We start from the raw sequence: 22,656 nt of genomic DNA, 5'->3' as shown, positions 1-22,656 counted from the left end.
GCATCAGACCCGGCAGGCGCGGCGGCGCTACCGATCTGCAGCGCAACGGCGCGAGGCCGCTACACCAACGCCCGTGGGGTGGAGGACGCAGCGGTGAGTGACACTCCCGCGCCCATGGACCCGTACGCATGCCGCGCCAAGGCGGCCGCCAGCACCAGAGACGGGTTGACCAGCGTCAGCCCCTCCAGCCGGGAATGCTCCGACAGTGCCAGCGGAATCTCGGTGCAACCCATGATGAGCGTGGAGATCCCATAGCGCTGTTGCAGCACCAGCGACACCGCCTCAAACCGCTGTCGGGCCAGTGCGTAGTTGCCGGCCTTCACGCCGTCATAGATGCCCTGCATCAGCTGGTCACGTTCGCGTGGTTCGGGCACAAAGCAGTCGATGTCGCGGTGCTCCAGTTCGCGCTGGTACAAGCCCGCCTCGTACGCGCCTTGCGTGGCGAGCAGGCCCACGCCGTGCACCTTGCGCAGCGCCAGGTCGGCCGCTACTTCCTGCACCCCATGCAGCACCACCAACTGCGGGAAGCGCTGCTGCAGCAAACCATGCCAGGCATGGGCCGTGTTGCAGGCAATGGCCACCACGCGCGCGCCCAGCGCCGCCAGGCGACCCGTGGCCTGCAGCATGGGGTCCGCAGGCTGGTGGGCACCGGGCCGCGTGTCGTGCAGAGCGGCAGTGCGGTCGGGGATGGGTACCTGCGCCAGCCAGTGCTCAGGGTAAGCCTGGTCATGCACGGGGATGCCCAGGGCCGCCATGCGGTCAGTGCAGGCCTGCACGAACAGGCGCACAAAGTCAGCACCTGCAGCAGGCCCCATGCCGCCCAAAATGCCCACCACCTGCGGGGCCTGGGGGTGCGGGGGGGACGGCAACATGCTCACGCTCATCACAGCGCAGGCTTGTCGCTCTGGGCCACCAGGTTGTCGCGCAGCTCCTTGCTCATGGGCAGGTTGAGATTCTGGCCGCGCGGGGGCACGGGCGACATGAACCACTTGGTGTAGAGCTTCTCGAACTCGCCCGACTTCATCATCCCACCGATCACGCCGTTGACCAGCGCCTGGAATTGCGGGTCGTCCTTGCGCAGCATGCACGCATAGGGTTCCACCTGCAGCGAGTCGCCCACCACCACCCAGTCGGCCGGGTTGCGCGTGTTGCCCATCAGTCCAAACAGCAGGATGTCGTCCATGGCGAAGGCCTCGGCACGGCCGGTGTCCACCAGCAGCAGCGAGTCCTCGTGGTCCTTGCCCAGCACGATGTCCATGTCCAGGTTGTTGTCGCGGTTGTACTTGCGGATCACCTGCGCGTTGGTGGTGCCCGAGGTGCTGGCCACTTTTTTCTTGGCGAGGTCGGCGTAGTTCTTGACGCCCGAGGCCTTCTTGGTCAGCAGCCGGGTGCCGGTGTAGAAATAGTTGATCGCAAATTGCACATCCTTGCCGCGGGCTGTGTTGTTGGTGGTCGATCCGCACTCCAGGTCCACGGTGCCGTTGGTCAGCAGCGGAATGCGGTTTTGCGAAGTCACGGCCTGCAGCTCCACCTTGATGGCGGGGTTGTTCAACCGCTTCTTCACCGCATCGACGACAGCGTTGGAGATGTCCACCGACATGCCCACCGGGTTGCCCGGGCCCGCCAGGTAGCTGAAGGGCACGGACGACTCGCGGTAGGCCAGTGTGATCTTGCCGGTGTCGGCAATCTTCTTGAGGGTGTCGGCACTGGCCACGGTACTGGCCAGCACACCGGCGACCACGAGGACAGCAGCGGTGACAGCGGAGAGCTTCATGGGAATCCCTTTGCAAAAAATCAGGTGAACAGACAGTCGGACAGACGAGAAAACAGGACGCAGGGGCACTGTAAAAATTTGCGGCGGTCTTGAACAATTCATTTGCACGGGTCCACCATGATGAAAAGTTATGGCTCTGTTTCGGTGCACATCCATGCACCATCGTGGACCGCCGCGCCCTCATTTTTGAACCATGGCGTCGGCAGCCCCCACTCCACCTCCACATGCTTGGCTGGACGCGTCAGGCGCCGACATGCGCATAACTTCCCGGCATGGCAAGGCACTGCTTTGGCATTGTTCAGCAGGTGCATCGCCCCCTACATTCGTTGGCATCTCCTCCAACCGTTTCACTCTCTCCGATGCAGGTATGTGTATTGGGCGCAGGCATCGTCGGCCTGGCCACGGCGTATGAACTTCAACAGCGCGGCCTGCAGGTCACCGTCATCGACCAGGCGCAGCCCGGCACGGGCGCCAGCGGTGGCAATGGCGCGCAGCTGAGCTACAGCTATGTGCAGCCCCTGGCAGACGCCAGCATCTGGCGGCAGCTGCCCCGGCTGCTGCTGTCGCCCAGCTCACCGCTCAAGCTGCGCCTGCAGTGGGACACCCACCAGTGGCGCTGGGGGCTGGAGTTTCTGCGCGCCTGCAACCGGCGAACCTCTGAACGCAGCACCGCGCAGCTGCTGGCGCTGGCCGCCCTGAGCCGCCACCACTTCGAGGCCATGCTGCGGGCAGAAGCTCTGGACTGCGACTTCTCCCGCACCGGTAAGCTGGTGCTGTATGACACCGCCACCGGCCTGGCCGCTGCGCAACGCCAGATGGACCTGCAGCGCCAGTGGGGCTGCGAACAACAGGCGGTGTCAGCCCAGCGCTGCACAGAGATCGAGCCCGCGCTGCAGCACTACCAGCCGCGCATTGCCGGAGCCATCTACACCCCCAGCGAATGCGCGGCCGACTGCCTCCAGGTCTGCCAAGGCTTGCAGGCCGTGCTGGCCGCACGGGGGGTGCGCTTTGTACTGGGTGCCACGGTCCAGGGCTTTGTGCGCCAGGGCATCCGCATTGCTGCGGTGCAGACCAGTGCAGGCGCCATCGAGGCGCAGCAGTTTGTGCTGGCCCTGGGCAGCCGTAGCCACCAGGTGGCGCAGACGCTAGGCTTTCGCCTGCCCGTGTACCCCCTCAAGGGCTACAGCATCACACTCGATACCAGTCCGGCGCCATCGGCTGCGCCTCGCGTCAATGTGACCGACGCAGCACGCAAGGTGGTATTTGCGCGCATCGGCCAGCGCCTGCGGGTGGCGGGCATGGCAGAACTCGTGGGGCACGATGCTCACATACCTGCCGCGCGCATCCAGAGCCTGCGCGACGCCACACGCGCCGTCTTCCCCCACTGCCATCAAGGCGGGGAGCTGCATGCCTGGACCGGCATGCGCCCCGCCACGCCCATCGGGCTCCCGGTGGTGGGCCGGAGGGCGGACGCGCCCGACAACCTATTGCTGAACACAGGCCATGGGTCTTTGGGGTTCACACTGGCGTTTGGCACGGCCGCACAGGTGGCCGAGCTGCTGGCACCCGCCTGATCCCATCGCACTCACAACCGCGCTCCAGCACTCTATTGCAACCTAAGGTGCCGCCCGCCCCGGCGGGGGAGCGTTCATTCCACCTCAAGCTGCAGGCCCACCGCTTCCAGCGTCTCTGCCACCGCCTGGCGCATGCATTGCGTCATGGAACTGGCCAGCAGTGAGCTGGGCCGGTTCACGGTGCGCAGCGACTTGATGGGAACGGCAATGTGCGGCGCTAGCGCCAGCACATCCACCTTGCTGCGGTCGGCCGATGCCGCCGTGCAGGCATCCACCAGCGCCACCGCGTGACCATGGTGTGCCAGTGCCAGCGCCGCATGGTAGGTCTGCACCGTGAACGCTGTCTGCAGGCCCACACCCGCCTCGCGGCACGCGTGGTTGACCACCGTGCCGATGGGGTCGCGCACATCCAGCCGCACCACAGGCGTGTCTGCCAGGTCGGCCAGATGCACCACCCCGGCCATCACCAGCTCAGCACCCAGCATGCCCTTGGGCGCCACACACACCATGCGCCCATCGGCCAGATGCTCTTGCGTCAACGCGGGGTGTGCGATGGCGCTGAACACAAAACCCACATCCGCCTCCTGCAACACAAGGGCCGAGACAATCTGGGGCGAGTGCAGCGCGTCGATGGTGACCTGCACATCCGGGTGCTTTTGCCTAAAGAACCGCAATGCGCGCGGCAGCACCTCGTAGCTCAGCGCCAGCACGCTCAGGATGTGTAGCTCCCCTTCGCGCCGGTCGCTCTTGAGGCTGTTGGCCAGGCGCTGCACATCATCCAACTGGGTGAACAAGCGCTCGATGTGCGGGTACAGCGTCTGCGCCTCGGTGGTGGGCACCAGCTTGCCCTTGAGGCGATGGAACAGCGGAAAGCCCAGCTGCAGCTCGGCATGCGCCAGGATGCGGCTGACCGCTGGCTGGGTAACGTTGATGAGGCGGGCCGCCGCACTCACGCTGCCGGTGAGCATGACGGCGTTGAAAACTTCTATGTGGCGAAGGCGCATGGGCTAACAATGCAAGGAACAGGCCCGATGCGCAATCCTTGCATCCACCCATTGCGACTAAAAACGGGGACTGGAGCAGCGCGATAGCTAGAGCGACACAGACGGCCGCGCCGCCAAGGCCGCGCGCCAGCGCAGCAAGTGCGGGTGCTGCTCGCCGGGCTTGTGCTTGACCACACGCGCAAAGTCCACCGCCACGACCGCCGTGATGTCGGCCACGCTGAAGCGGTCGGTGGCAATGAAGTCGCGGTCCGCCAAGCGCTCGTTGAGCAACTGAAAGAATTGCCCCACGCGCACCAGCCCCCGCTCGGCCAGCGCCGGGATCTGTGGGTAGTCCACTGCGCCGGGCAGCGCCCGGTTGGCCATGGCGGGCGCGCTGTTGCGCAGCGCCTCGGCAATGGCCAACAGGCCCTCGAACTCCATGCGCCAGTTCCAGCTGGCGATCTCGGCCTTCTCTGCAGGCGTTTCGCCCAGCAACGCAGGTTGCGGGTAGCGCGCCTCGACATACGCGGTGATGGCCGCGTTGTCGGTCAGCAGCAAACCCTCTTCGGTGCGCAGCGCGGGCACCGTGCACTGCGGGTTGATCTGGCGGTAGGCCTCGCCCAGTTGCTCGCCATTGCGCAGGTCCACCTGCACGGTGTCGTGGGCCACATCCTTTTCTGCCAGCAGAATGCGCGCGCGGCGCGGGCTGGGCGCGGTGGCGCAGTCGTACAAAGTGATCATGGTGACGCCTTGCAAAAACACTCAGCGTGCGGGTGAAGAAGCTGCTGCCGCCGCTTCGATCTTGTCCTGCGTCTTGGTGTCAAAGTCGCTGGCCTCATGCCGCTCGCGCAACTGGCTGGCCAGGTCGCCCTGAACACGGTTCACCTTGCGCCCCCGCTGCACCGCCGGGCGCTTGGCCACCTGCTCGGCCCAGCGCACCACATGCGTGTATTCGTGCACCTGCAAAAACTCGCCTGCGTTGTAGGCCTGGCCTTTCACCAGCAGACCATACCAGGGCCAGATCGCGATATCGGCCACCGTGTACTCATCGCCCGCCACGTACTCATTGACCGCCAGACGCTGGTTCAGCACATCGAGCTGGCGCTTGGCCTCCATCGCATAACGGTCAATCGCGTACTCGATCTTGACCGGCGCATAGGCATAAAAATGCCCAAACCCGCCGCCCACGAAAGGTGCACTGCCCATCTGCCAGAACAGCCACGACAGGCACTCGGCACGCGCAGCGCCGTCTTTGGGCAAAAAGGCACTACCGAACCTTTCAGCCAGGTACATCAGGATGGCGCCGGACTCGAACACTCGCACCGGGTTGGCGGGGTCGGTGCGGTCCAGCAGGGCCGGGATCTTGGAGTTGGGGTTCACCGACACGAACCCGCTGCCAAACTGCTCGCCCTCGTTGATGCGGATCAGCCACGCGTCGTACTCCGCACCGCTGTGGCCCAGCGCCAGAAGCTCTTCCAGCATCACGGTCACCTTCACGCCATTGGGTGTGCCCAGCGAGTAAAGCTGCAGCGGGTGGCGCCCCACGGGCAATTCCTTGTCATGCGTCGCCCCGGCGATGGGTCGGTTGATGCTGGCGAACTGGCCGCCGTTTTCTTTGTTCCATTGCCAGATTGCGGGGGGGGTGTAGGGGGTGGACATGAGGGCTCCAGACAAGACAGTCAAAACTGGCGGGTTTGCCAGCTGGTGTTAAAGCAGTTTAAAGATCGGACTGATTCGTTGCAGGTTGGGGTTGGGGGCGAATGCTCTCTGCAGAGGCCATTTGAGACGTTTTTCTCACCGACCCATCCGTGCTCGTTTTTTAAGGCTCTGCGTAAAAGAAGCTCCGACGAGTGGCCGGCTCATGCAAGTCGAACTTGGCTATGTGATGAGATTTTGGACTCTGCTTCTCTGAATACAAATGCATGCGATGGTCTTCAACGCTTGCCTCGACAACCAAACCCGCAAAGTCGAAGTCATAGAGTTTTTCCAGAATCTTCTGTCGCTTATGAGGGAAGCCTGTCTTGTACTGCTTGTTGTACTTAGGTTCGAAATGTCGGATTAGTGCGGCTTCGGCAAGGGAAACCCTCATTGACCGCTTGAACTGCGACTGAAGTACTTTTTGGTAATGCTGCTTATCAGCATCCCCGTCAATCAAGGCGGGGTTTATGCCATCGATACTCATAATAAATCGATGGAAGCCGAAACTGTAGAGCGCAAGCAAAACCTCCATGTGGGGCTCATTTGCTGAAATATCGGCAAGGATTTTTTGCAGAGTTGAATGAGAGGACAGGCGTTCGATTGCACATCTTTCACCAGCCGTTCCAAATGCTTGACCTACATACACGACTTCTTGACTGTCTAGGCCGTTTAGTTGTGCCTCGCAATGCTTGAGAAGGTATGCGACAGGCACAGTCATCAGCGTGTCACCACCTGACGACAAAAAAGAGAGTTTCGTGTATGGGTACTTGAGAGCAGCCACCGATGAGACTTCGGCAGGAAGCTCCCCGCAGAGGCGGAAAGGAAAGGTAGGGGCTTTGTCTTCGAGTTGAACGGACAACTCGCCGACTACTTCCCGATCTCGGATCGAAATGCTACCGGGGACAAAGGCAATTCGTGGTCGCTTGAGAATCAAGTAGATATTTGAGTTTCGTATCTGCTCCCGTGCTTCATCGCTCTCATACACGAGGTCATCAAGATGCGCGGGCGAGATCATGGCCGGATCCGTCGAATAGATATTCAGCACAAATTCGGTTGAGTACTTACGCGGCGCTTTGGACATAGTGAATTAATGAATCTGAGAATCTGATAGCCCGCGCCGCCTCAATGCGCCTTATCCCAATTAGCCCCCACCCCCACCTCAGCCAGCAACGGCACCTTCAGCGCCGCCACTTCCGCCATCAGGCGCGGGATGTGGGTCTTAAGCCAGTCCACCTCGCCCTCGGGCAGCTCAAACACCAGTTCGTCGTGCACCTGCATGATCATCTGGATGTCCGGCTTGTGGGCGTCCAGCTCTTTTTGCACAGCCACCATGGCGAGCTTGATGAGGTCAGCCGCGGTGCCCTGCATGGGGGCGTTGATGGCAGCACGCTCGGCCCCGGCACGGCGGGGGCCATTGGGGGAATTGATCTCGGGCAGGTACAGGCGGCGGCCAAACACGGTTTCGACATAGCCCATGGATTTGGCGGCGGCCTTGGTGTCGTCCATGTACTGCTTCACGCCGGGGTAGCGCTGGAAGTATTTGTCGATGTAGGCGGCGGCGGCCTTGGTCTCGATGCCTAAATTCTTGGCCAGGCCAAAGCTGCTCATGCCGTAGATGAGACCAAAGTTGATGACCTTGGCGTAGCGGCGTTGCTCGCTGGACACCTGATCGACCTCCACCCCAAACACTTCAGCGGCGGTGGCACGGTGCACGTCCAGCCCGGCGTGGAAGGCGTGCAGCAGCGAGTGGTCGCCGCTCAGGTGGGCCATGATGCGCAGCTCGATCTGCGAGTAGTCGGCGCTGGCAATCACGCGGCCTGCGGGCGCTACGAAGGCCTCGCGCACGCGGCGGCCTTCGGGCGTGCGGATGGGGATGTTCTGCAGGTTGGGGTCGTTGCTGGACAAGCGCCCAGTCACCGCCACAGCCTGCGCGTAGTGGGTGTGCACGCGGCCGGTGCGTGGCAGGGCCAGTTGCGCCAGCTTGTCGGTATAGGTGCCTTTGAGCTTGCTCAACGACCGGTGCTCCAGCAGCTTGGCGGGCAGGGGGTAGTCCTCGGCCAGCTTTTCCAGCACTTCTTCGTCGGTGCTGCGGGCGCCGGTGGCGGTCTTCTTCACCACGGGCATGCCCAGCTTGTCGAAGAAGATTTCGCCGAGCTGCTTGGGACTGCTCAGGTTGAAGGGCTGGCCTGCAATCTCGTACGCCTCGGTTTCAAGCTGCAGGATGCGCTGGCCCAGCTCGTGGCTTTGGGCGGCCAGCGTGGGCGCGTCGATCAGCACGCCGTTGCGTTCAATGCGGTACAGGGCTTCGCTGCTGGCAATCTCCAGTTCGTAGATGAAGCGCAGTTTGTCGTCGGCCTGCAGCAGGGGCCACAGGGCGTTGTGCACGTCCAGGGTCTGGTCGGAGTCTTCGCACGAGTAGGCGGCGGCCTTGTCCACCGGCACTTGGGCAAACGGGATCTGGTGCGCTCCTTTTCCGCACAGGTCTTCGTAGGTGATGCCTTTGCGGCCGGTGTGGCGCTCGGCCAGGCTGGTCAGGTTGTGCGGCTTGTGCACTTCCAGCACGTAGCTTTGCAGCATGGTGTCGTGCGCGTAGCCCTGCACTTCAATGCCGTGGTTGGCGAACACATGGCGGTCGTATTTGATGTGCTGGCCCAGCTTGTGGTGCTTGGGGTCTTGCAGCCAGGGCTTGAGGCGGGCGAGGACTTCATCCAGCGGCAGTTGCGCGGGCGCATCGGGGCCTTCGTGGCGCAGAGGGATGTAGGCGGCTTCGCCGGGCTGCACGCTGAAACTGATGCCGACGATTTGCGCGCGCATTTCGTCGAGGGAGTCTGTCTCGGTGTCGATGGCCGTGAGCGGGGCCTTGTGCAGGCGCTCCAGCCACTGGTCAAAGTCGGCCCAGTTGAGGATGGTGTCGTACACCACCGTGCGGTGCTGGGCTTCTTCGGCCACGGTGCTGGCGGAATGGTCGGCAAACAGGTCGCCGCTTTGGCCGGGCATGGCAACGGTGGGGGCTGTGGTGGCAGAAGCAGTAGCGCCCTTGATGGCAGCAGCCAGGCCCTTGAAGCCGTACTTTTCGTAAAACGGCAGCAGGCCCTCGTTGTCCGGCGCGTCCAGCGTGATGTCGTCAAACGCGGGCAGGCCGGGGATGTGGTCGGCCAGCGCGCAGTCTGTCTTCATGGTGACGAGCTGGCGGCTCAAGGCCAGCTGGCCGCTGGCGATGGCCTCGCGCAGGTTGTTGCCCGCCACGCCCTTGATGGCGTCGGCGTTGGCAATCAGGTTGTCGAGCGAGCCATATTCTTCCAGCCACTTGGCGGCGGTCTTGGGGCCCACCTTGGTCACGCCGGGCACGTTGTCCACGGTGTCGCCCACCAGCGCCTGGTAGTCCACCATCAGCGCGGGCGGCACGCCAAACTCTGCCGTCACGCCCGCCACATCGCGGCGCTTGCCGCTCATGGTGTCGATGATGGTGATGTGCTCGTTGACCAGCTGGCTCAGGTCTTTGTCGCCGCTGGACACGATGACTTCAATGCCCTGCGCTGCGGCCGTGTGGGCCAGGGTGGCGATCACGTCGTCGGCCTCCACGCCGGGCACGGCCACCACCTTCCAGCCCAGCAGGTCCACCACCTGGTGGATGGGCTCGATCTGGCTGCGCAGGTCGTCGGGCATGGGCGAGCGCGTGGCCTTGTATTCGGTGTACAGCGCGTCGCGGAAGGTGGGGCCCGAGGCGTCGAACACGCACACGGCGTAGTCGGCCGTCACCTCTTTGCGCAGGGCCTGCATCATGTTGATCATGCCGCGAATGGCACCGGTGGCAGGGCTTGTAGGGTCGCCCGGCACGGCCCGCAGGTCGGGCATGGCGTGGAAGGCGCGGTAGAGGTAGCTGGAGCCGTCCACCAGCACCAGGGTCTTTTTGTTGCTCATCCGGCAATTGTGCACGGGCAGCGCCCGCCGGGCGGCGCTCTACAATCGCCCGATGCGCGCTGTTCACCTTCTCCTGCTGCTGGGCATGGCCTGCGGCAATGCCCTGGCCCAAACCCCGTCCCCATCCCCCGCTGCCACCACCGCAGGCGCTGGTAACCAGCGCGATGCGCTGCCCGATCCCGAGCCCCTGTCTGGTCGCACCAACCAGCGCACGGAGCGCATCCAGATCGAAGACGCAGGCAGCCGTGTGGACGAGCTGCGGGTCGGCGGGCAAACCCAGAACATCTCGGTGCAGCCCAAGACCGGCAACCTGCCCGCCTACGAAGTGCAGTCGCCTGATGGCGCGCGCAGCCGCGCCGGTGGCAACAATGGCGCTGAAACCACCACGGCGCCCCGCGTCTGGAACGTGTTCAAGTTCTGATGGGTGGCAGGGTGGCGCGCACGCACTGCGTTGCCACCGGTTGAGCCCCGCCCGTTGTCCCGCCCCTTCCCCTTCTCTCTTTTCTTCGACCCCCTGAGCGATGGCCGTTTTTACCGAAGTCTCCAATCCCGAGGCGCGCGAGTTGCTGCGCCGTTTGCAACTGGGCGAGCTGGTGGAGCTGCGCGGCATTGAGGGCGGCATCGAGAACACCAACTACTTTCTGACCAGCGACCAGGGCGAGTTCGTGCTGACACTGTTCGAGCGCCTCACGGCCGAGCAGCTGCCTTTCTACCTGTACCTGATGAAGCACCTGGCGCACGGCGGCGTGCCCGTGCCCGACCCGCGTGCCGACAAGAACGGCGACATCCTGCACACCGTGTGTGGCAAACCCGCCGCCGTGGTCAACAAGCTGCGCGGCAAGAGCCAGCTGGCCCCGCAGGGCGTGCACTGCGCGGCCGTGGGCACCATGCTGGCCCGCATGCACCTGGCGGGCCGCGACTTTGACCGCCACCAGCCCAACCTGCGCGGGCTGCCCTGGTGGAACGAGACGGTGCCGGTGGTGCTGCCCCACATTGACGACGCACAGGCCGCATTGCTGCGGTCCGAGCTGGCCTACCAGAACCATGTGGCCGCCAGCTCCGCCTATGCCGCCCTGCCGCGCGGGCCCGTGCATGCCGACCTGTTCCGCGACAACGTGATGTTCGAGGGGGAAGAGCTGACGGGCTTCTTCGACTTCTACTTTGCAGGTGTGGACACCTGGCTGTTTGACCTGGCCGTGTGCCTGAACGACTGGTGCATCGACCTGCCCACCGGCGCCCACGATGCCGAGCGCGCCACGCGCATGCTGGACGCTTACCAGGCCGTGCGTCCGCTGACGGCCGCCGAGCGCGAGTTGCTGCCCGCCATGCTGCGCGCAGGGGCGCTGCGGTTCTGGATTTCGCGCCTGTGGGACTTCTACCTGCCGCGCGAGGCCTCCATGCTCAAACCCCACGACCCCACGCACTTCGAGCGCGTGCTGCGCGGGCGCCTGGCCCTGCCCGTACGCGCGGGCTGATCCCACCACAGGCGGGCAGCCTCTAACCCCTGACCCCGCCACCGGTTTGGGGCAGTGGGGTAAATTCGACCTTATTCGCCCACTCGACATCAGATGCCGCTAGGTGCCCCCCATGGGCGCTGGGGCGCAGTCGGCGGTGCAGGCCCCTCTTCCTTTCCAACGTATTCATGAAACTCCATATCGTCCCCGCGCGCACCGGCATGGCCTGGGTCAAGCTCGGCGTTCGGGCGTTCTGGCGGCAGCCCATGGCGCTGGCTGCGCTGTTCTTCATGACCATGGCGGCCATGTCGCTGGCCACCATGATCCCGCTGGTGGGTCCGGCCATTGCACTGGCACTGCTGCCGTCTGCCACGCTGGCCATGATGGTGGCGGCAGCGCAGGCATCGCAAGGGCGGTTTCCGATGCCCACGGTGCTGCTGGTGGCCTTTCGCACCGGGCGCGAGCGGCTGCGCGACATGCTCACACTGGGTGTGCTGTATGCGGTGGCTTTTCTCGGCATCATGGGCTTGTCGGCCCTGCTGGACGGCGGCCAGTTTGCGCAGGTTTACCTGGGTGGCGCGCCCATGACCCGAGAGATTGCCGAGAACCCGGACTTCCAGCGCGCCATGTGGCTGTCTATGCTGCTGTACCTGCCCCTGTCGCTGCTGTTCTGGCATGCACCGGGCCTCGTGCACTGGCATGGCGTGCCGCCGGTCAAGGCGCTGTTCTTCTCCATCGTGGCCTGCGTGCGCAACTTTGGCGCGTTCCTCGTCTACGGCCTGGGCTGGCTGGGGGTGTTTTTGCTGGGCGGGCTGGTGGTCAGCATCGTGTCGGCCCTGCTGGCTGTGGCGGGGCTTGCGGGATCGATGGCCGGTGGCATCATGGTGGGCGCTGCCATGATGTTGGCGGCCATGTTCTTCACCTCGGTGGTCTTCACCTTCCGCGACTGCTTCGAGCCCCCCTACACCCCGCAGCAAGAAGAGGCGCCCCATGACAACCCGCCCCCCAGCCCCCCTGACGCACCACCTGCAGGGCCGCTCTGACGAAGAGCTGGTCTGGTTCCAGCGCCGCAGCGTGGTGCAGGCCGCCGCGCTGTGGGTAGCGGGCGGTGGCTGGGCTGCCGCCCATGCGCAGGCGCGCAGCAATATCGTGGAAGTGCGCGGCGATGTGCTGCGCAATGGCGAGCCCCTAACGGCGCAGCACACCATCACCGCCAACGACCGCATTGAGACCGGGCCGGGCGCCAGCCTGGTGTTCTCAGTGGGAGACAGCGCCTTCATGGTGCGGCAGAACTCGCGCATGGCGATGGAGAGCGACACCCCCACCGCCGTCAAGCTGCTGCGCCTGCTCAGCGGTGCGGTGGCCACCGTGTGGGGGCGTGGCCCCGACCGGCAGATTGCGCTGCCCACGGCCACCGCAGGCATCCGCGGCACCGGCGTGTACGCCGAGGTGTTTGCCGACCAGGACCAGCGCGGCTACCTTTGCAACTGTTATGGCACGGTGGAGCTGACGGCAGGCGGCGAGCGCCTGTTGAGCCAGTCCAGCTACCACCAGTCGTTCTGGGCCGAGCCCGCACCCCGCAATGGCCGGCTGCTGACTCCGGCCGGTGCCATCAATCACACGGACGAAGAGATGGAGTTCTTGGCGGGGCTGGTCAACCAGCGCACCGCGTGGCAGGTGTCAGGCCGCAAGGGCATCAAGGATGGCAGCGGTGGCGCGGCCGCACCGGCCAACAACTACGGAACTGGCAACTCCTACGGCCCGCCCGGCTCCCGGGACTGAACGCTGCTCAGCGGTACTCTGCCGCGCTGAGCCGCAGCGCTCGCCGCGATGGCTGTGCGGCGCGCCTGGGGGTGCAGTTACGCAGTGCGCCATGCACTGCGTCAAACCGTCACACAAACGTCAAACCACTGTCACGGGGCGTTCCTAGGATCGCGGCCTGGATTCCATGCCACCCGTTCCACACGCCTTTCCAACAAGGCTCCTGGTCGGATCAGGGCGTGGCATGCCCGTTCGCATACCCACTTGGAAACACCCCGAAAATGACCCAACCGACGATGCCCACCCGCCGCAAGGCCCTGCAACTGCTGGCCGGCGTTCCCATGCTGCCGCTCAGCGCCAGCGCCTCGGCCGCCCTGCTGACCGCCTGCGGTGGCAGCGACTCCGCCGCGCCCAGCTTTGTGTCGGCCAGCTTCACGTCGATGGCAGCCCCCACCCTGGCCAACGCCGCTGCCATGGCCACCACCACCGTGGGCTCCACGCTCAACATCAAGCTCAGCGACGATTCGGTGCGCTCGTACCAGCTGGCTTACCAGCCGTTCTTCGTGACGGGCGACATGGTGTCCGACGGCAAGGGCGGCACCATCCTGTCGGGTGGCTACTACGACATCAACAACAAGCCCATCATCGACGCCACGGTGGCTGGCAAGGAGCGCCAATACTTCTCGGACTCGCCCGACGGCACCTCGCTGCTGACTGTGGCCAACCCCACCGTGACCGGCCTCAAGGGCAAGGCCGTGTTTGCCGTGGTGCAGTTTGAATACACCACCTGGGCGCAAGACGGCAAGACCGACATGTACGGTAAGCTGCCCTCGCCCATCGCCGTGCTGACGCTGGACCAGGACCAGACCACCGGCAAGCTGAGCCTGGTGAAGTACCACAACGTGGACACCTCCAAGGTGCACGGCCTGTGGATCACCTGCGGCGCCAGCCTGTCGCCCTGGGGCACCCACCTGTCGAGCGAAGAGTACGAACCCGATGCGTTCAGCATTGCCAGCAACGCCATGTTCAAGGCCTACAGCAAGAACCTGTATGGCGACGAAACCAAGGCCAACCCCTACCACTACGGCCACATGCCCGAAGTGACGGTGAACCCCGACGGCACCGCCAGCATCAAGAAGCATTTCTGCATGGGCCGCATCTCGCACGAGCTGGTGCAGGTGATGCCTGACAACCGCACGGCGCTGATGGGCGACGACGCCACCAATAGCGGCTACTTCGTGTTCGTGGCCGACAAGGAAAAAGACCTTTCGTCCGGCACGCTGTACGTGGCCAAGGTGGGCAGCGGCTTCTCCATCGACCCCAAGGTCGGCACGGCAGCGCCCCTCACCTGGATCAAGATGGGCTCGGCCACCAGCGCCGAGATCGAGAACCTGGCCAACACGCTCAAGCCCACGGACATCATGACCGTGAAGACCACCGACCCGGCCGATGCCAGCTACACCAAGATCGTGGCCAACGGCAAGACCGAGTGGATCAAGCTGAACCCCGGCATGGAAAAGGCTGCCGCCTTCCTGGAAACCCACCGCTACGCCGCCTACCTGGGCGCCAGCCTGGGCTTCACCAAGATGGAAGGCACCACGGTCAACGCCAAGGACAAGATTGCCTACTCTGCGCTGCAGAACATCCAGTCGTCCATGGTGGCAGGCAACGCCGCCAACGTGCCGGGCAACGGCATCTCGGTGCCCAAGCAACTGGTGGCTGGTGCCGTGATGGCGCTGAACCTCAAGGGTGGCCAGAAGGACACCGCCGGCGGCACCATCAACAGCGAATGGATGCCCGTGGACACCAAGGTGCTGCTGGCCGGTGAAGACATCACCGCCGACGCCCTGGGCAACACCGCCAACCCCAACAACATCGCCAACCCGGACAACCTCAAGTTCTCCGAAAAGATGCGCACGCTGTTCATCGGCGAGGACAGCAGCCAGCACGTCAACAACTTCCTGTGGGCCTACAACGTGGACACCAAGCAGCTGTCGCGCGTGATGTCGATCCCCTCGGGCGGCGAGTCCACCGGCCTGCACGCCGTGGACGAGATCAACGGCTGGACGTACATCATGAGCAACTTCCAACACGCCGGTGACTGGGGCGCCATCCACAGCGTGGTCAAGGACACGCTGGACCCGATGATCAAGGCCAACTACAAGAACAAGAACGGCGCGGCCGTGGGCTACCTGACGGCAGCGGCCAAGCAGCCCAGCCTGAACCAGGCCTGAACTCAGCCTGAGCGAAGGGCCAACAGGGCTGCACCCGGTGCGGCCCGCTTCAAAAACCAACGGGGCCTCAGGGCCCCGTTGTCATTGGCGGCCCCGGTTTGCTATACAAACAATAGCTACCAGGGCATAAGGTACTAGCGCTAGCAGGCGATTTGGCTCAAAACGCGCTATTCGACCACCGTCAGCTTGGCCACCGACAGCGCCAACCACTTGGTGCCGTGGCGCGGAAAGTTGACCTGTGCACGTGCGTCGTCGCCGGTGCCTTCAATGGCCAGCACCTTGCCCTCGCCAAACTTGGTGTGGAACACGGCAATCCCCGCGCGCAGGCCGTGCGATGGTGCCGCCTTCTGCACAGGCACCGGGGGGCTGGCAAACGTCTCGGATTTGAAGCCAAATTGGCCTCTAGCGCTAGATCCATATACACCACCAGCTCCTGAATTAGTAGCAAAACTAGGCGCATACGAGCCAAAGCCCTGCTGCTTGGGCGTGATCCACTTGAGGGCCGCTTCGGGCAGCTCGTCAAAAAACCGGCTCTTGATGTTGTAGCGCGTCTGCCCGTGCAGCATGCGCGTTTGCGAGTGGCTCAGGTACAGGCGCTTGCGCGCGCGGGTGATGGCCACGTACATCAGGCGGCGCTCCTCCTCCAGGCCGTCGCGGTCGCTGGCGGAGTTCTCGTGGGGGAACAGGCCCTCCTCCATGCCACCGATGAACACGCAGTCAAACTCCAGCCCCTTGCTGGCATGCACCGTCATGAGCTGCACAGCGTCCTGCCCAGCCTGGGCTTGGTTGTCACCGGCTTCGAGTGCGGCGTGGGTCAGGAAGGCGGCCAGGGGCGAGAGGGTTTCGCCGGTGTCGGCGTCCACGATGCCGGGCACAGCGGGTTTCAAAGGCTCGTCGAGTACGGGCGCGTTCAGGTCCAGCCCTTGGCTGACCGCGCTTTGGATGAGCGGCGTGCCGTGCTCGTCCAGCGGCAGCGCCACCGCGTCACGGCCGAAGCCCTCTTGCGTGACAAAGCTCTCGGCGGCGTTGACCAGTTCCTCCAAGTTCTCGATGCGGTCGGCGCCTTCCTTCTCGGTGCGAAAGTGCTCCACCAGCCCCGTGGATTCGAGCATCTGCTCGATGATGCCGCGCAGGTTCAGGCCCTGGGTCTGCTCGCGCAGCACATCCACCATGGCCACAAACGCGCCCAGGTTGGCCCCCGCCTTGCCGGGCACGGCGCTCACCGCATCGTGCAACGAGCAGCCCGCGGCGCGGGCCGCGTCCTGCAGCACCTCGATGCTGCGCGCGCCAATGCCGCGCGGAGGAAAGTTGACGACGCGCGTGAAGCTGGTGTCGTCGTGCGGGTTCTCCAACAGGCGCAGGTAGGCCAGCGCATGCTTGATTTCGGCACGCTCAAAAAACCGCAGGCCGCCGTACACACGGTAGGGGACGCTGGCATTGAACAATGCCGATTCGATCACCCGGCTTTGCGCATTGCTGCGGTAGAGCACGGCAATCTCCTTGCGCTCAAAGCCGTCGTTGCGCACCAACTGCTTGATCTCGTCCACCATCCACTGCGCCTCGGCCAGGTCAGAGCTGGCCTCGTACACGCGCACGGGCTCGCCAGCACCTTGGGTGGTGCGCAGGTTCTTGCCCAGGCGGCGGCTGTTGTGGCTGATGAGGTGGTTGGCCGAGTCGAGGATGTTGCTGTAGCTGCGGTAGTTCTGCTCCAGCTTGATCTGGCGCTGCACATCAAACTCGCGCACAAAGTCGGTCATGTTGCCCACGCGCGCGCCACGGAAGGCATAGATGCTCTGGTCGTCGTCGCCCACGGCTATCACGCTACCGCGCGCTTCATAGCGCCCGCCCACGTCGTTGCCCGCCAGTTGCTTGAGCCAGGCGTACTGCAGCTTGTTGGTGTCCTGGAACTCATCGACCAGTATGTGCTGGAACCGGCGCTGGTAGTGCTCGCGGATCGGGTCGTTGTCGCGCAGCAGCTCGTAAGACCGCAGCATCAGCTCGCCGAAGTCCACCACGCCTTCGCGCTGGCATTGCTCTTCGTACAGCTGGTAGACCTCGACCTTCTTGCGGGCGTCGCTGTCGTGCGTGGGCACGTCGCCGGGACGCATGCCCTCTTCCTTGCAGCTGGCGATGAAGTACGACAGCTGCTTGGGAGGAAAGCGCTCCTCGTCCACGTTGTGCTGCTTGCACAGGCGCTTGATGGCCGAGAGCTGGTCTTGCGTATCCAGGATCTGGAACGACTGCGGCAGCCCCGCTGCCTTGTGATGCGCGCGCAGCAGCCGGTTGCACAGGCCGTGGAAGGTGCCAATCCACATGCCACGCACGTTCACCGGCAGCATGGCCGACAGGCGGGCCACCATCTCCTTGGCAGCCTTGTTGGTGAATGTGACGGCCAGAATGCCACCGGGCGTGGCGTAGCCGTTTTGCAGCAGCCAGGCAATGCGGGTGGTCAGCACCCGGGTCTTGCCCGACCCCGCCCCCGCCAGGATGAGCGCATGGCCTGCGGGCAAGGTCACCGCAGCCAGTTGTTCATCGTTCAGGTGGGCCAGAAGGGGGGATGCGGCCGAGGGCGCACCGGAGTGTGGGGGCACCAGGGCATCTGGCGCACCCGAAAACGGGTCTTGTGGGAACATCCAGCCATTGTAGAAAGCACCCTGCCCCACGCCGCCTCGCACCATGAAAAACATTGCCCTCACCTTGGCCAGCCTGTGGCTGGCCCTGGCGCACGCCCCCCAGGCGATGGCCCAGGCCAGTTGCAGCAGCGACGGCACCCCCAGGCCTGTGGCCGTGTTCGAGCGCTTCATCAGCGCCGACTGCGAGTCCTGCTGGGGCGATGCGGCCACCCCGGCACCGTCAGCCAAGGCAGGTGCCTTGGTGCTGGACTGGATCGTGCCGGGCAAGGCGGGCGACGACGCCCCCCTGTCGGCTGCGGCCTCGACCGACGCGCTGACCCGCCTGCAAGCCCTGGGGCGCAAGCCCCCCACCTCCACTGACGTACACATCAGCACCGTCGATGTGGACGCACGTGGCAGGCTGCGCGTGGCCCACGGGGTGGCGTTCAATGACTATGTGGGTGTGGGCATCAACTTCGCGCCTTCCGCTGCGAAGCCACAGCGCAAGGTGGCCGCAGCCCCCTTTGCCTTTCACCTGCTGCTGGTGGAAGCCATCGCCGCCGGCACGGACGGCACGGTGGTGCCCCGCCATGTCGTGCGCAACGCGTTCGAGGGCGAGTGGCTCCCCGCCCAGCGGCAAGCTCGCACCCCAGGCAAACCGTGGGCCTGGATGGAGACCCGGTCCATGCGCATTCCCGAAGGCGCGCGGGCCGAACGGCTGCACCTGGTCGGCTGGGTACAGGATGCGTCGGGCCAGATCGTGGCGGCTGCGCAATCCGTATGCAGGTAATACCGGGGCCGTTATGACGGCCATTTGTCAGGCGGGTAGAATCAATCACCGGGCCCAAGTTTCTTGACGCCCGGTTTTTTGTGCCTGCGCTCAGCAGGGTTCGGAGTGACTGTCACGTTCACTCCCGCAAAGCCGGTCTGACAGCCAAGCGCCCACCGCCGTCGAAATAGTTTGGCGGCGTCCCTTTATGGAGCTTGGAATCTCATGGAAATCTTCGACTACGACAACATCCTGCTGCTCCCCCGCAAGTGCCGCGTGGAAAGCCGCTCGGAATGCGACGCCAGCGTGGAGCTGGGTGGCCGCCGCTTCCGCCTGCCGGTGGTGCCGGCCAACATGAAGACCGTGGTGGACGAAACCATCTGCACCTGGATGGCACAGAACGGCTATTTCTACGTCATGCACCGCTTTGACCTGGACAACGTCCAGTTCGTCAAGGACATGCATGCCAAGGGCTGCTACGCGTCTATCTCGCTGGGCGTGAAGCAACCCGACTACGCCACGGTGGACCAGCTGGTGGCACAGGGCATCACGCCCGAGTACATCACCATCGACATCGCCCACGGCCATGCCGACAGCGTGAAGAACATGATCGGCTACCTGAAAAAGCACCTGCCGCAGTCGTTTGTGATTGCCGGCAACGTGGCCACCCCCGAAGCCATCATCGACCTGGAAAACTGGGGCGCCGACGCCACCAAGGTGGGCGTGGGCCCGGGCAAGGTGTGCATCACCAAGCTCAAGACAGGTTTTGGCACGGGCGGCTGGCAGCTCAGCGCGCTGAAGTGGTGTGCCCGCGTGGCCACCAAGCCCATCATTGCCGACGGCGGCATCCGCAGCCATGGCGACATTGCCAAGAGCATCCGCTTTGGCGCCAGCATGGTGATGATTGGCTCGCTGTTTGCCGGCCATGAGGAATCACCGGGCAAGACGGTGGAAGTGGACGGCGCGCTGTTCAAGGAGTACTACGGCTCGGCCAGCGACTTCAACAAGGGCGAATACAAGCACGTCGAAGGCAAACGCATCCTGGAGCCCATCAAGGGCAAGCTGGCCGAAACGCTCATTGAGATGGAGCAGGACGTGCAAAGCTCCATCAGCTATGCGGGTGGCACCAAGCTGATGGATGTGCGCAAGGTCAACTACGTGATCCTGGGCGGCGACAACGCAGGCGAGCACCTGCTGATGTAACCCACCCACCGGGCGCGAGCCGCCGCCCGGTAGGAGAACCTGTTCTCAGGCCCGCAGCAGGTTCTGCGCCATGTGGTGCAGGTCATGCCCCGGCTTGGCCAGGGCATCGACGATGCTGAAGTGGTTCAACCCCGGCAAGGCTACGCTGCGGGGCACAAAATGGCTGCCCCAGGCGTCCTGCATGAGCTGGTTCTGGCGCAGGAATTCGGGGCTTTCATCGCCCCCCACGGCGCAATACAGCGTGCCCGTGGGCGGCTCCAGCAAACGTGCGGGGCTGCACTGCAGCACCTGCTGCTCAGTCAGGTGCAACACCGACTGGTACATGGGCGTGTGCATGATGGGCTCCAGGTCGTGCACCCCCGAGATCGACAGCGCATTGCGCACCAGGCCGTCGGGCAAGCCCTTGCCGATCAGGGGCCACACGCTGGTGAGCAGCAGGGCCGCCAGCTGCCCGCCCGCCGAGTGCCCCGCCACGGTGATCCGCCGGGGGTCGCCACCATGGGCGGCGATCTGGTGCCACACCCAGCCCAGCGCCTTTTCCATCTGCCGCGCAATGTGGGGAATGTTCACCGGCGCATCGGGGGTGCCCGGGCACAGCGCGTAGTTCACCACCACCACACAAAACCCGGCCTGGGTGAAGGGCGGCGCGATGAACGAGTGGTCGAATTTGTCGAGCGACCGCCAGTAGCCCCCGTGAATGAACACCAGCACCGGCACCGGTCCACCGGTGGTGCGGGCGGAGGGGAACACGTCCAGGGTTTCACCCACACCGGTTCCATAAGCGACATCGAGCGCACAGGGAATGTTGGCGCGCACCTGGGCGGAGTCCCGGGCCCAGCGCTCAAAGTAGTCCATGTGGTCAGGGACCAGGGCGCGGTTGTTGTACATGCGCTCCAGCCAGGCGGGGTCGTACAGGGGCAAGGTCATGGGCAAGGGTCTCCGGTTTGTGTGAGCGGCCTTCGGTGCCATACCGCGGCCCGGCCCACAGGCTCGGCAGACGCAGGGACGGCGCTGGCGCTGCAGAATCATCTGGCCAATCGCTGTGCGCTGCAAGCTCCGTGACAGACTGCAGCGCCAAAAAGGCACATGATGGCAACAGAGACGCTCTTGAACTCCTTTCCCAAGAAGAACAACGCCATGACTACCACTCCGCTTCGTATCGCCGTTCTTGGCATTGGCATGATGGGGCTGCCCATGGCCCGACGCCTCAGCGAAGCAGGCCACCAGGTACACGCATGGAACCGCACCCGCGCCAAGGCAGAACCGCTGACGCAATGGGGTGTCACCGTGCACAGCAGCCCTGCCGATGCCGTCAAGGACGCCGATGTGGCCATCAGCTTGCTCGAAAACGGGCCGGTCGTCGGCCAGGTCCTGTTTGAGCAAGGCACAGCCCAGGCCATGCGCCCGGGCGCTCTTTTCATCGACATGGCCTCCATCCAGCCCAGCGAGGCGCGCGACCACGCGGCCCGCCTGGGCGAGCTGGGCGTGGCCCACCTGGACGCACCGGTATCAGGAGGCACCGTCGGGGCCGAGGCCGGTACCCTGGCCATCATGGCCGGTGGCCGCCCCGAGGACTTTGCGCGCGCCCAGCCCGTATTCGCCTGCCTGGGCCGCTCCACCCATGTCGGGCCGCACGGTGCGGGTCAGCTGGCCAAGCTGGCCAACCAGATGATTGTGGGCATCACCATCGGCGCCGTGGCCGAAGCCCTGCTGTTTGCCGCCAAGGGAGGCGCCGACATGGCCAAGGTCCGCGAAGCCATCAGCGGTGGTTTTGCCGACAGCCGCATCCTGCAGCTGCATGGCCAGCGCATGGTGGAACGCGACTTTGCCCCCAGGGGCCGCATGGCCGTTCAGTTGAAGGACATGCGCAATGCGTTGGCCACTGCCCGAGAGACCGGCTTCGATGCCCCCATCACGGCCCTTTTTGAGGCGCTGTATGCCGAGGGCGTGGACCACGGCCTGGGCGAACTGGACCACAGCGGCCTCTTTGTGGAACTGGCCAGCCGCAATGCGATGCAATAATTTTTGGGCGCGAGTTGCAAAGATCGCAAAAACTAGTGCATAATTCGAGGCTCTGCAGCGATGCAGACGAATTTTAAAGATTTGGGTTCTTAGCTCAGTTGGTAGAGCAGCGGACTCTTAATCCGTAGGTCGAGTGTTCGAGTCACTCAGGACCCACCAAATCAAGCCGCAAGGCACAAAAAGCCTGCTACCCATAAGTAGCAGGCTTTTTTGTTTTCAGACCGATTGCTTCCCCGTCAGCGGCAGCCCGGCCCGCCAGGGTCAGGAGTCATCCGCCGGCAGCATCATCGTCTGGCCGCCTGGGGCCTACGGCCCCGGTGTCCGCCCTCCACGGGCGGCAACGGATGTGTCTTTGCAAGAACCACCGCGTGGGCTGCTTGCTGTTCGCTGGCCATAGACGTACAACACACCATGTCACGGGCCCCGAACAGTGCAACAGTCGCGCACCGTTTTTTCGAACCATGAATCCAGGCGACCACTCTTCGCGTATTTGCTGCTGTGAAGCAGCAACGCTATCGGCCCCGCAATTGCAAACAACTGTCTTGCGAAGCCGCCGCGCACTGCCTCCTCGATACACTTTGTCATACAAGTGACACCGCCCCGGCATGGGTCCAACGCGTCCCATCCACCAGGTACGAGCCAGCAAAAAGA

The 22,656-nt window shown here is 64.3% G+C and carries 18 protein-coding genes and 1 tRNA gene; 10 read left to right on the top strand and 9 right to left on the bottom strand.

The features are described 5' to 3' along the window. Window positions 1-59 precede the first annotated feature (59 nt). Together ACT531_RS08550 and ACT531_RS08545 are read right to left on the bottom strand one after the other, a co-directional pair. A complete protein-coding gene (locus tag ACT531_RS08550) occupies window positions 60-872 on the bottom strand; it encodes an aspartate/glutamate racemase family protein (RefSeq protein WP_209817227.1) in 813 nt (270 codons plus the stop codon). An 11-nt stretch (window positions 873-883) separates the two neighbouring features. Continuing rightward, window positions 884-1,774, bottom strand: a complete 891-nt coding sequence (locus tag ACT531_RS08545; RefSeq protein ID WP_209817228.1) for an amino acid ABC transporter substrate-binding protein — start codon at window positions 1,772-1,774, stop codon at window positions 884-886. A 359-nt stretch (window positions 1,775-2,133) separates the two neighbouring features. Here ACT531_RS08545 and ACT531_RS08540 point away from each other — a divergent pair, with 359 nt between their 5' ends. Next, on the top strand, window positions 2,134-3,348 hold the full coding sequence (locus tag ACT531_RS08540) for a D-amino acid dehydrogenase (RefSeq protein WP_476017144.1): 1,215 nt from the start codon (window positions 2,134-2,136) through the stop codon (window positions 3,346-3,348). Between the two features lie 74 nt (window positions 3,349-3,422). Here ACT531_RS08540 and ACT531_RS08535 read toward each other — a convergent pair whose 3' ends face one another. From ACT531_RS08535 to polA, 5 genes are all read right to left on the bottom strand, one after another. After that, complete coding sequence (locus ACT531_RS08535; protein WP_476017143.1) at window positions 3,423-4,352, bottom strand: LysR family transcriptional regulator; 930 nt, start codon at window positions 4,350-4,352, stop codon at window positions 3,423-3,425. Window positions 4,353-4,439: 87 nt separating this feature from the next. Then, the gene (locus ACT531_RS08530) at window positions 4,440-5,072 is read right to left on the bottom strand and encodes a glutathione S-transferase family protein (RefSeq protein WP_476017142.1); all 633 of its coding nucleotides are present in this window, start codon (window positions 5,070-5,072) and stop codon (window positions 4,440-4,442) included. A 21-nt stretch (window positions 5,073-5,093) separates the two neighbouring features. Further along, entirely contained in the window at window positions 5,094-5,990 is an 897-nt protein-coding gene (yghU, locus tag ACT531_RS08525) for a glutathione-dependent disulfide-bond oxidoreductase (protein WP_476017141.1), read from the bottom strand. Window positions 5,991-6,150: 160 nt separating this feature from the next. Then, window positions 6,151-7,110 carry a hypothetical protein gene (locus tag ACT531_RS08520; RefSeq protein WP_143227244.1) on the bottom strand — a complete coding sequence of 320 codons (960 nt, stop codon included), beginning with the start codon at window positions 7,108-7,110 and terminating at the stop codon, window positions 6,151-6,153. Between the two features lie 41 nt (window positions 7,111-7,151). Next, complete coding sequence (gene polA / locus ACT531_RS08515; protein WP_476017140.1) at window positions 7,152-9,950, bottom strand: DNA polymerase I; 2,799 nt, start codon at window positions 9,948-9,950, stop codon at window positions 7,152-7,154. A gap of 52 nt (window positions 9,951-10,002) precedes the next feature. Between polA and ACT531_RS08510 the strand changes: the two genes are divergently transcribed. The 5 genes from ACT531_RS08510 (at window position 10,003) to ACT531_RS08490 (ending at window position 15,399) form a co-directional block, all read left to right on the top strand. Then, complete coding sequence (locus tag ACT531_RS08510; RefSeq protein ID WP_056747503.1) at window positions 10,003-10,371, top strand: hypothetical protein; 369 nt, start codon at window positions 10,003-10,005, stop codon at window positions 10,369-10,371. Between the two features lie 100 nt (window positions 10,372-10,471). Next, window positions 10,472-11,425: a homoserine kinase gene (locus ACT531_RS08505; protein ID WP_476017139.1), complete on the top strand. Its 954-nt coding sequence runs from the start codon at window positions 10,472-10,474 to the stop codon at window positions 11,423-11,425. A 167-nt stretch (window positions 11,426-11,592) separates the two neighbouring features. Further along, the gene (locus ACT531_RS08500; RefSeq protein WP_422849033.1) at window positions 11,593-12,447 is read left to right on the top strand and encodes a BPSS1780 family membrane protein; all 855 of its coding nucleotides are present in this window, start codon (window positions 11,593-11,595) and stop codon (window positions 12,445-12,447) included. Beyond that, entirely contained in the window at window positions 12,395-13,186 is a 792-nt protein-coding gene (locus ACT531_RS08495; RefSeq protein ID WP_476017138.1) for a FecR domain-containing protein, read from the top strand. Before ACT531_RS08500 ends, ACT531_RS08495 begins: the two co-directional genes overlap by 53 nt. 260 nt (window positions 13,187-13,446) lie before the next feature. Continuing rightward, window positions 13,447-15,399 (top strand): PhoX family protein, encoded by a 1,953-nt coding sequence (locus ACT531_RS08490; RefSeq protein ID WP_260666721.1) that lies wholly within the window; start codon window positions 13,447-13,449, stop codon window positions 15,397-15,399. A 167-nt stretch (window positions 15,400-15,566) separates the two neighbouring features. Here the strand turns inward: ACT531_RS08490 and ACT531_RS08485 are convergent, their stop codons facing one another. After that, window positions 15,567-18,032 carry a UvrD-helicase domain-containing protein gene (locus ACT531_RS08485; protein WP_476017137.1) on the bottom strand — a complete coding sequence of 822 codons (2,466 nt, stop codon included), beginning with the start codon at window positions 18,030-18,032 and terminating at the stop codon, window positions 15,567-15,569. Between the two features lie 43 nt (window positions 18,033-18,075). Between ACT531_RS08485 and ACT531_RS08480 the strand changes: the two genes are divergently transcribed. Next, on the top strand, window positions 18,076-18,801 hold the full coding sequence (locus ACT531_RS08480; protein ID WP_476017136.1) for a hypothetical protein: 726 nt from the start codon (window positions 18,076-18,078) through the stop codon (window positions 18,799-18,801). Between the two features lie 204 nt (window positions 18,802-19,005). Next, entirely contained in the window at window positions 19,006-19,983 is a 978-nt protein-coding gene (locus ACT531_RS08475) for a GMP reductase (protein WP_015013119.1), read from the top strand. 45 nt (window positions 19,984-20,028) lie between these two features. On the opposite strand, the gene ACT531_RS08470 is transcribed toward ACT531_RS08475, so the two are convergent. Next, on the bottom strand, window positions 20,029-20,910 hold the full coding sequence (locus ACT531_RS08470; protein ID WP_476017135.1) for an alpha/beta hydrolase: 882 nt from the start codon (window positions 20,908-20,910) through the stop codon (window positions 20,029-20,031). 210 nt (window positions 20,911-21,120) lie between these two features. Here ACT531_RS08470 and ACT531_RS08465 point away from each other — a divergent pair, with 210 nt between their 5' ends. Both ACT531_RS08465 and ACT531_RS08460 read left to right on the top strand, forming a co-directional pair. Continuing rightward, entirely contained in the window at window positions 21,121-22,005 is an 885-nt protein-coding gene (locus tag ACT531_RS08465; RefSeq protein WP_043566181.1) for an NAD(P)-dependent oxidoreductase, read from the top strand. Window positions 22,006-22,088: 83 nt separating this feature from the next. Continuing rightward, a tRNA-Lys gene (locus ACT531_RS08460) sits at window positions 22,089-22,164 on the top strand. The last annotated feature ends 492 nt before the right edge of the window (window positions 22,165-22,656 follow it).

Source organism: Acidovorax sp. DMC1, from assembly GCF_056314325.1.
Note: the sequence above shows the minus strand (reverse complement) of the source record. Positions and strands in the feature narration are given on the sequence as shown.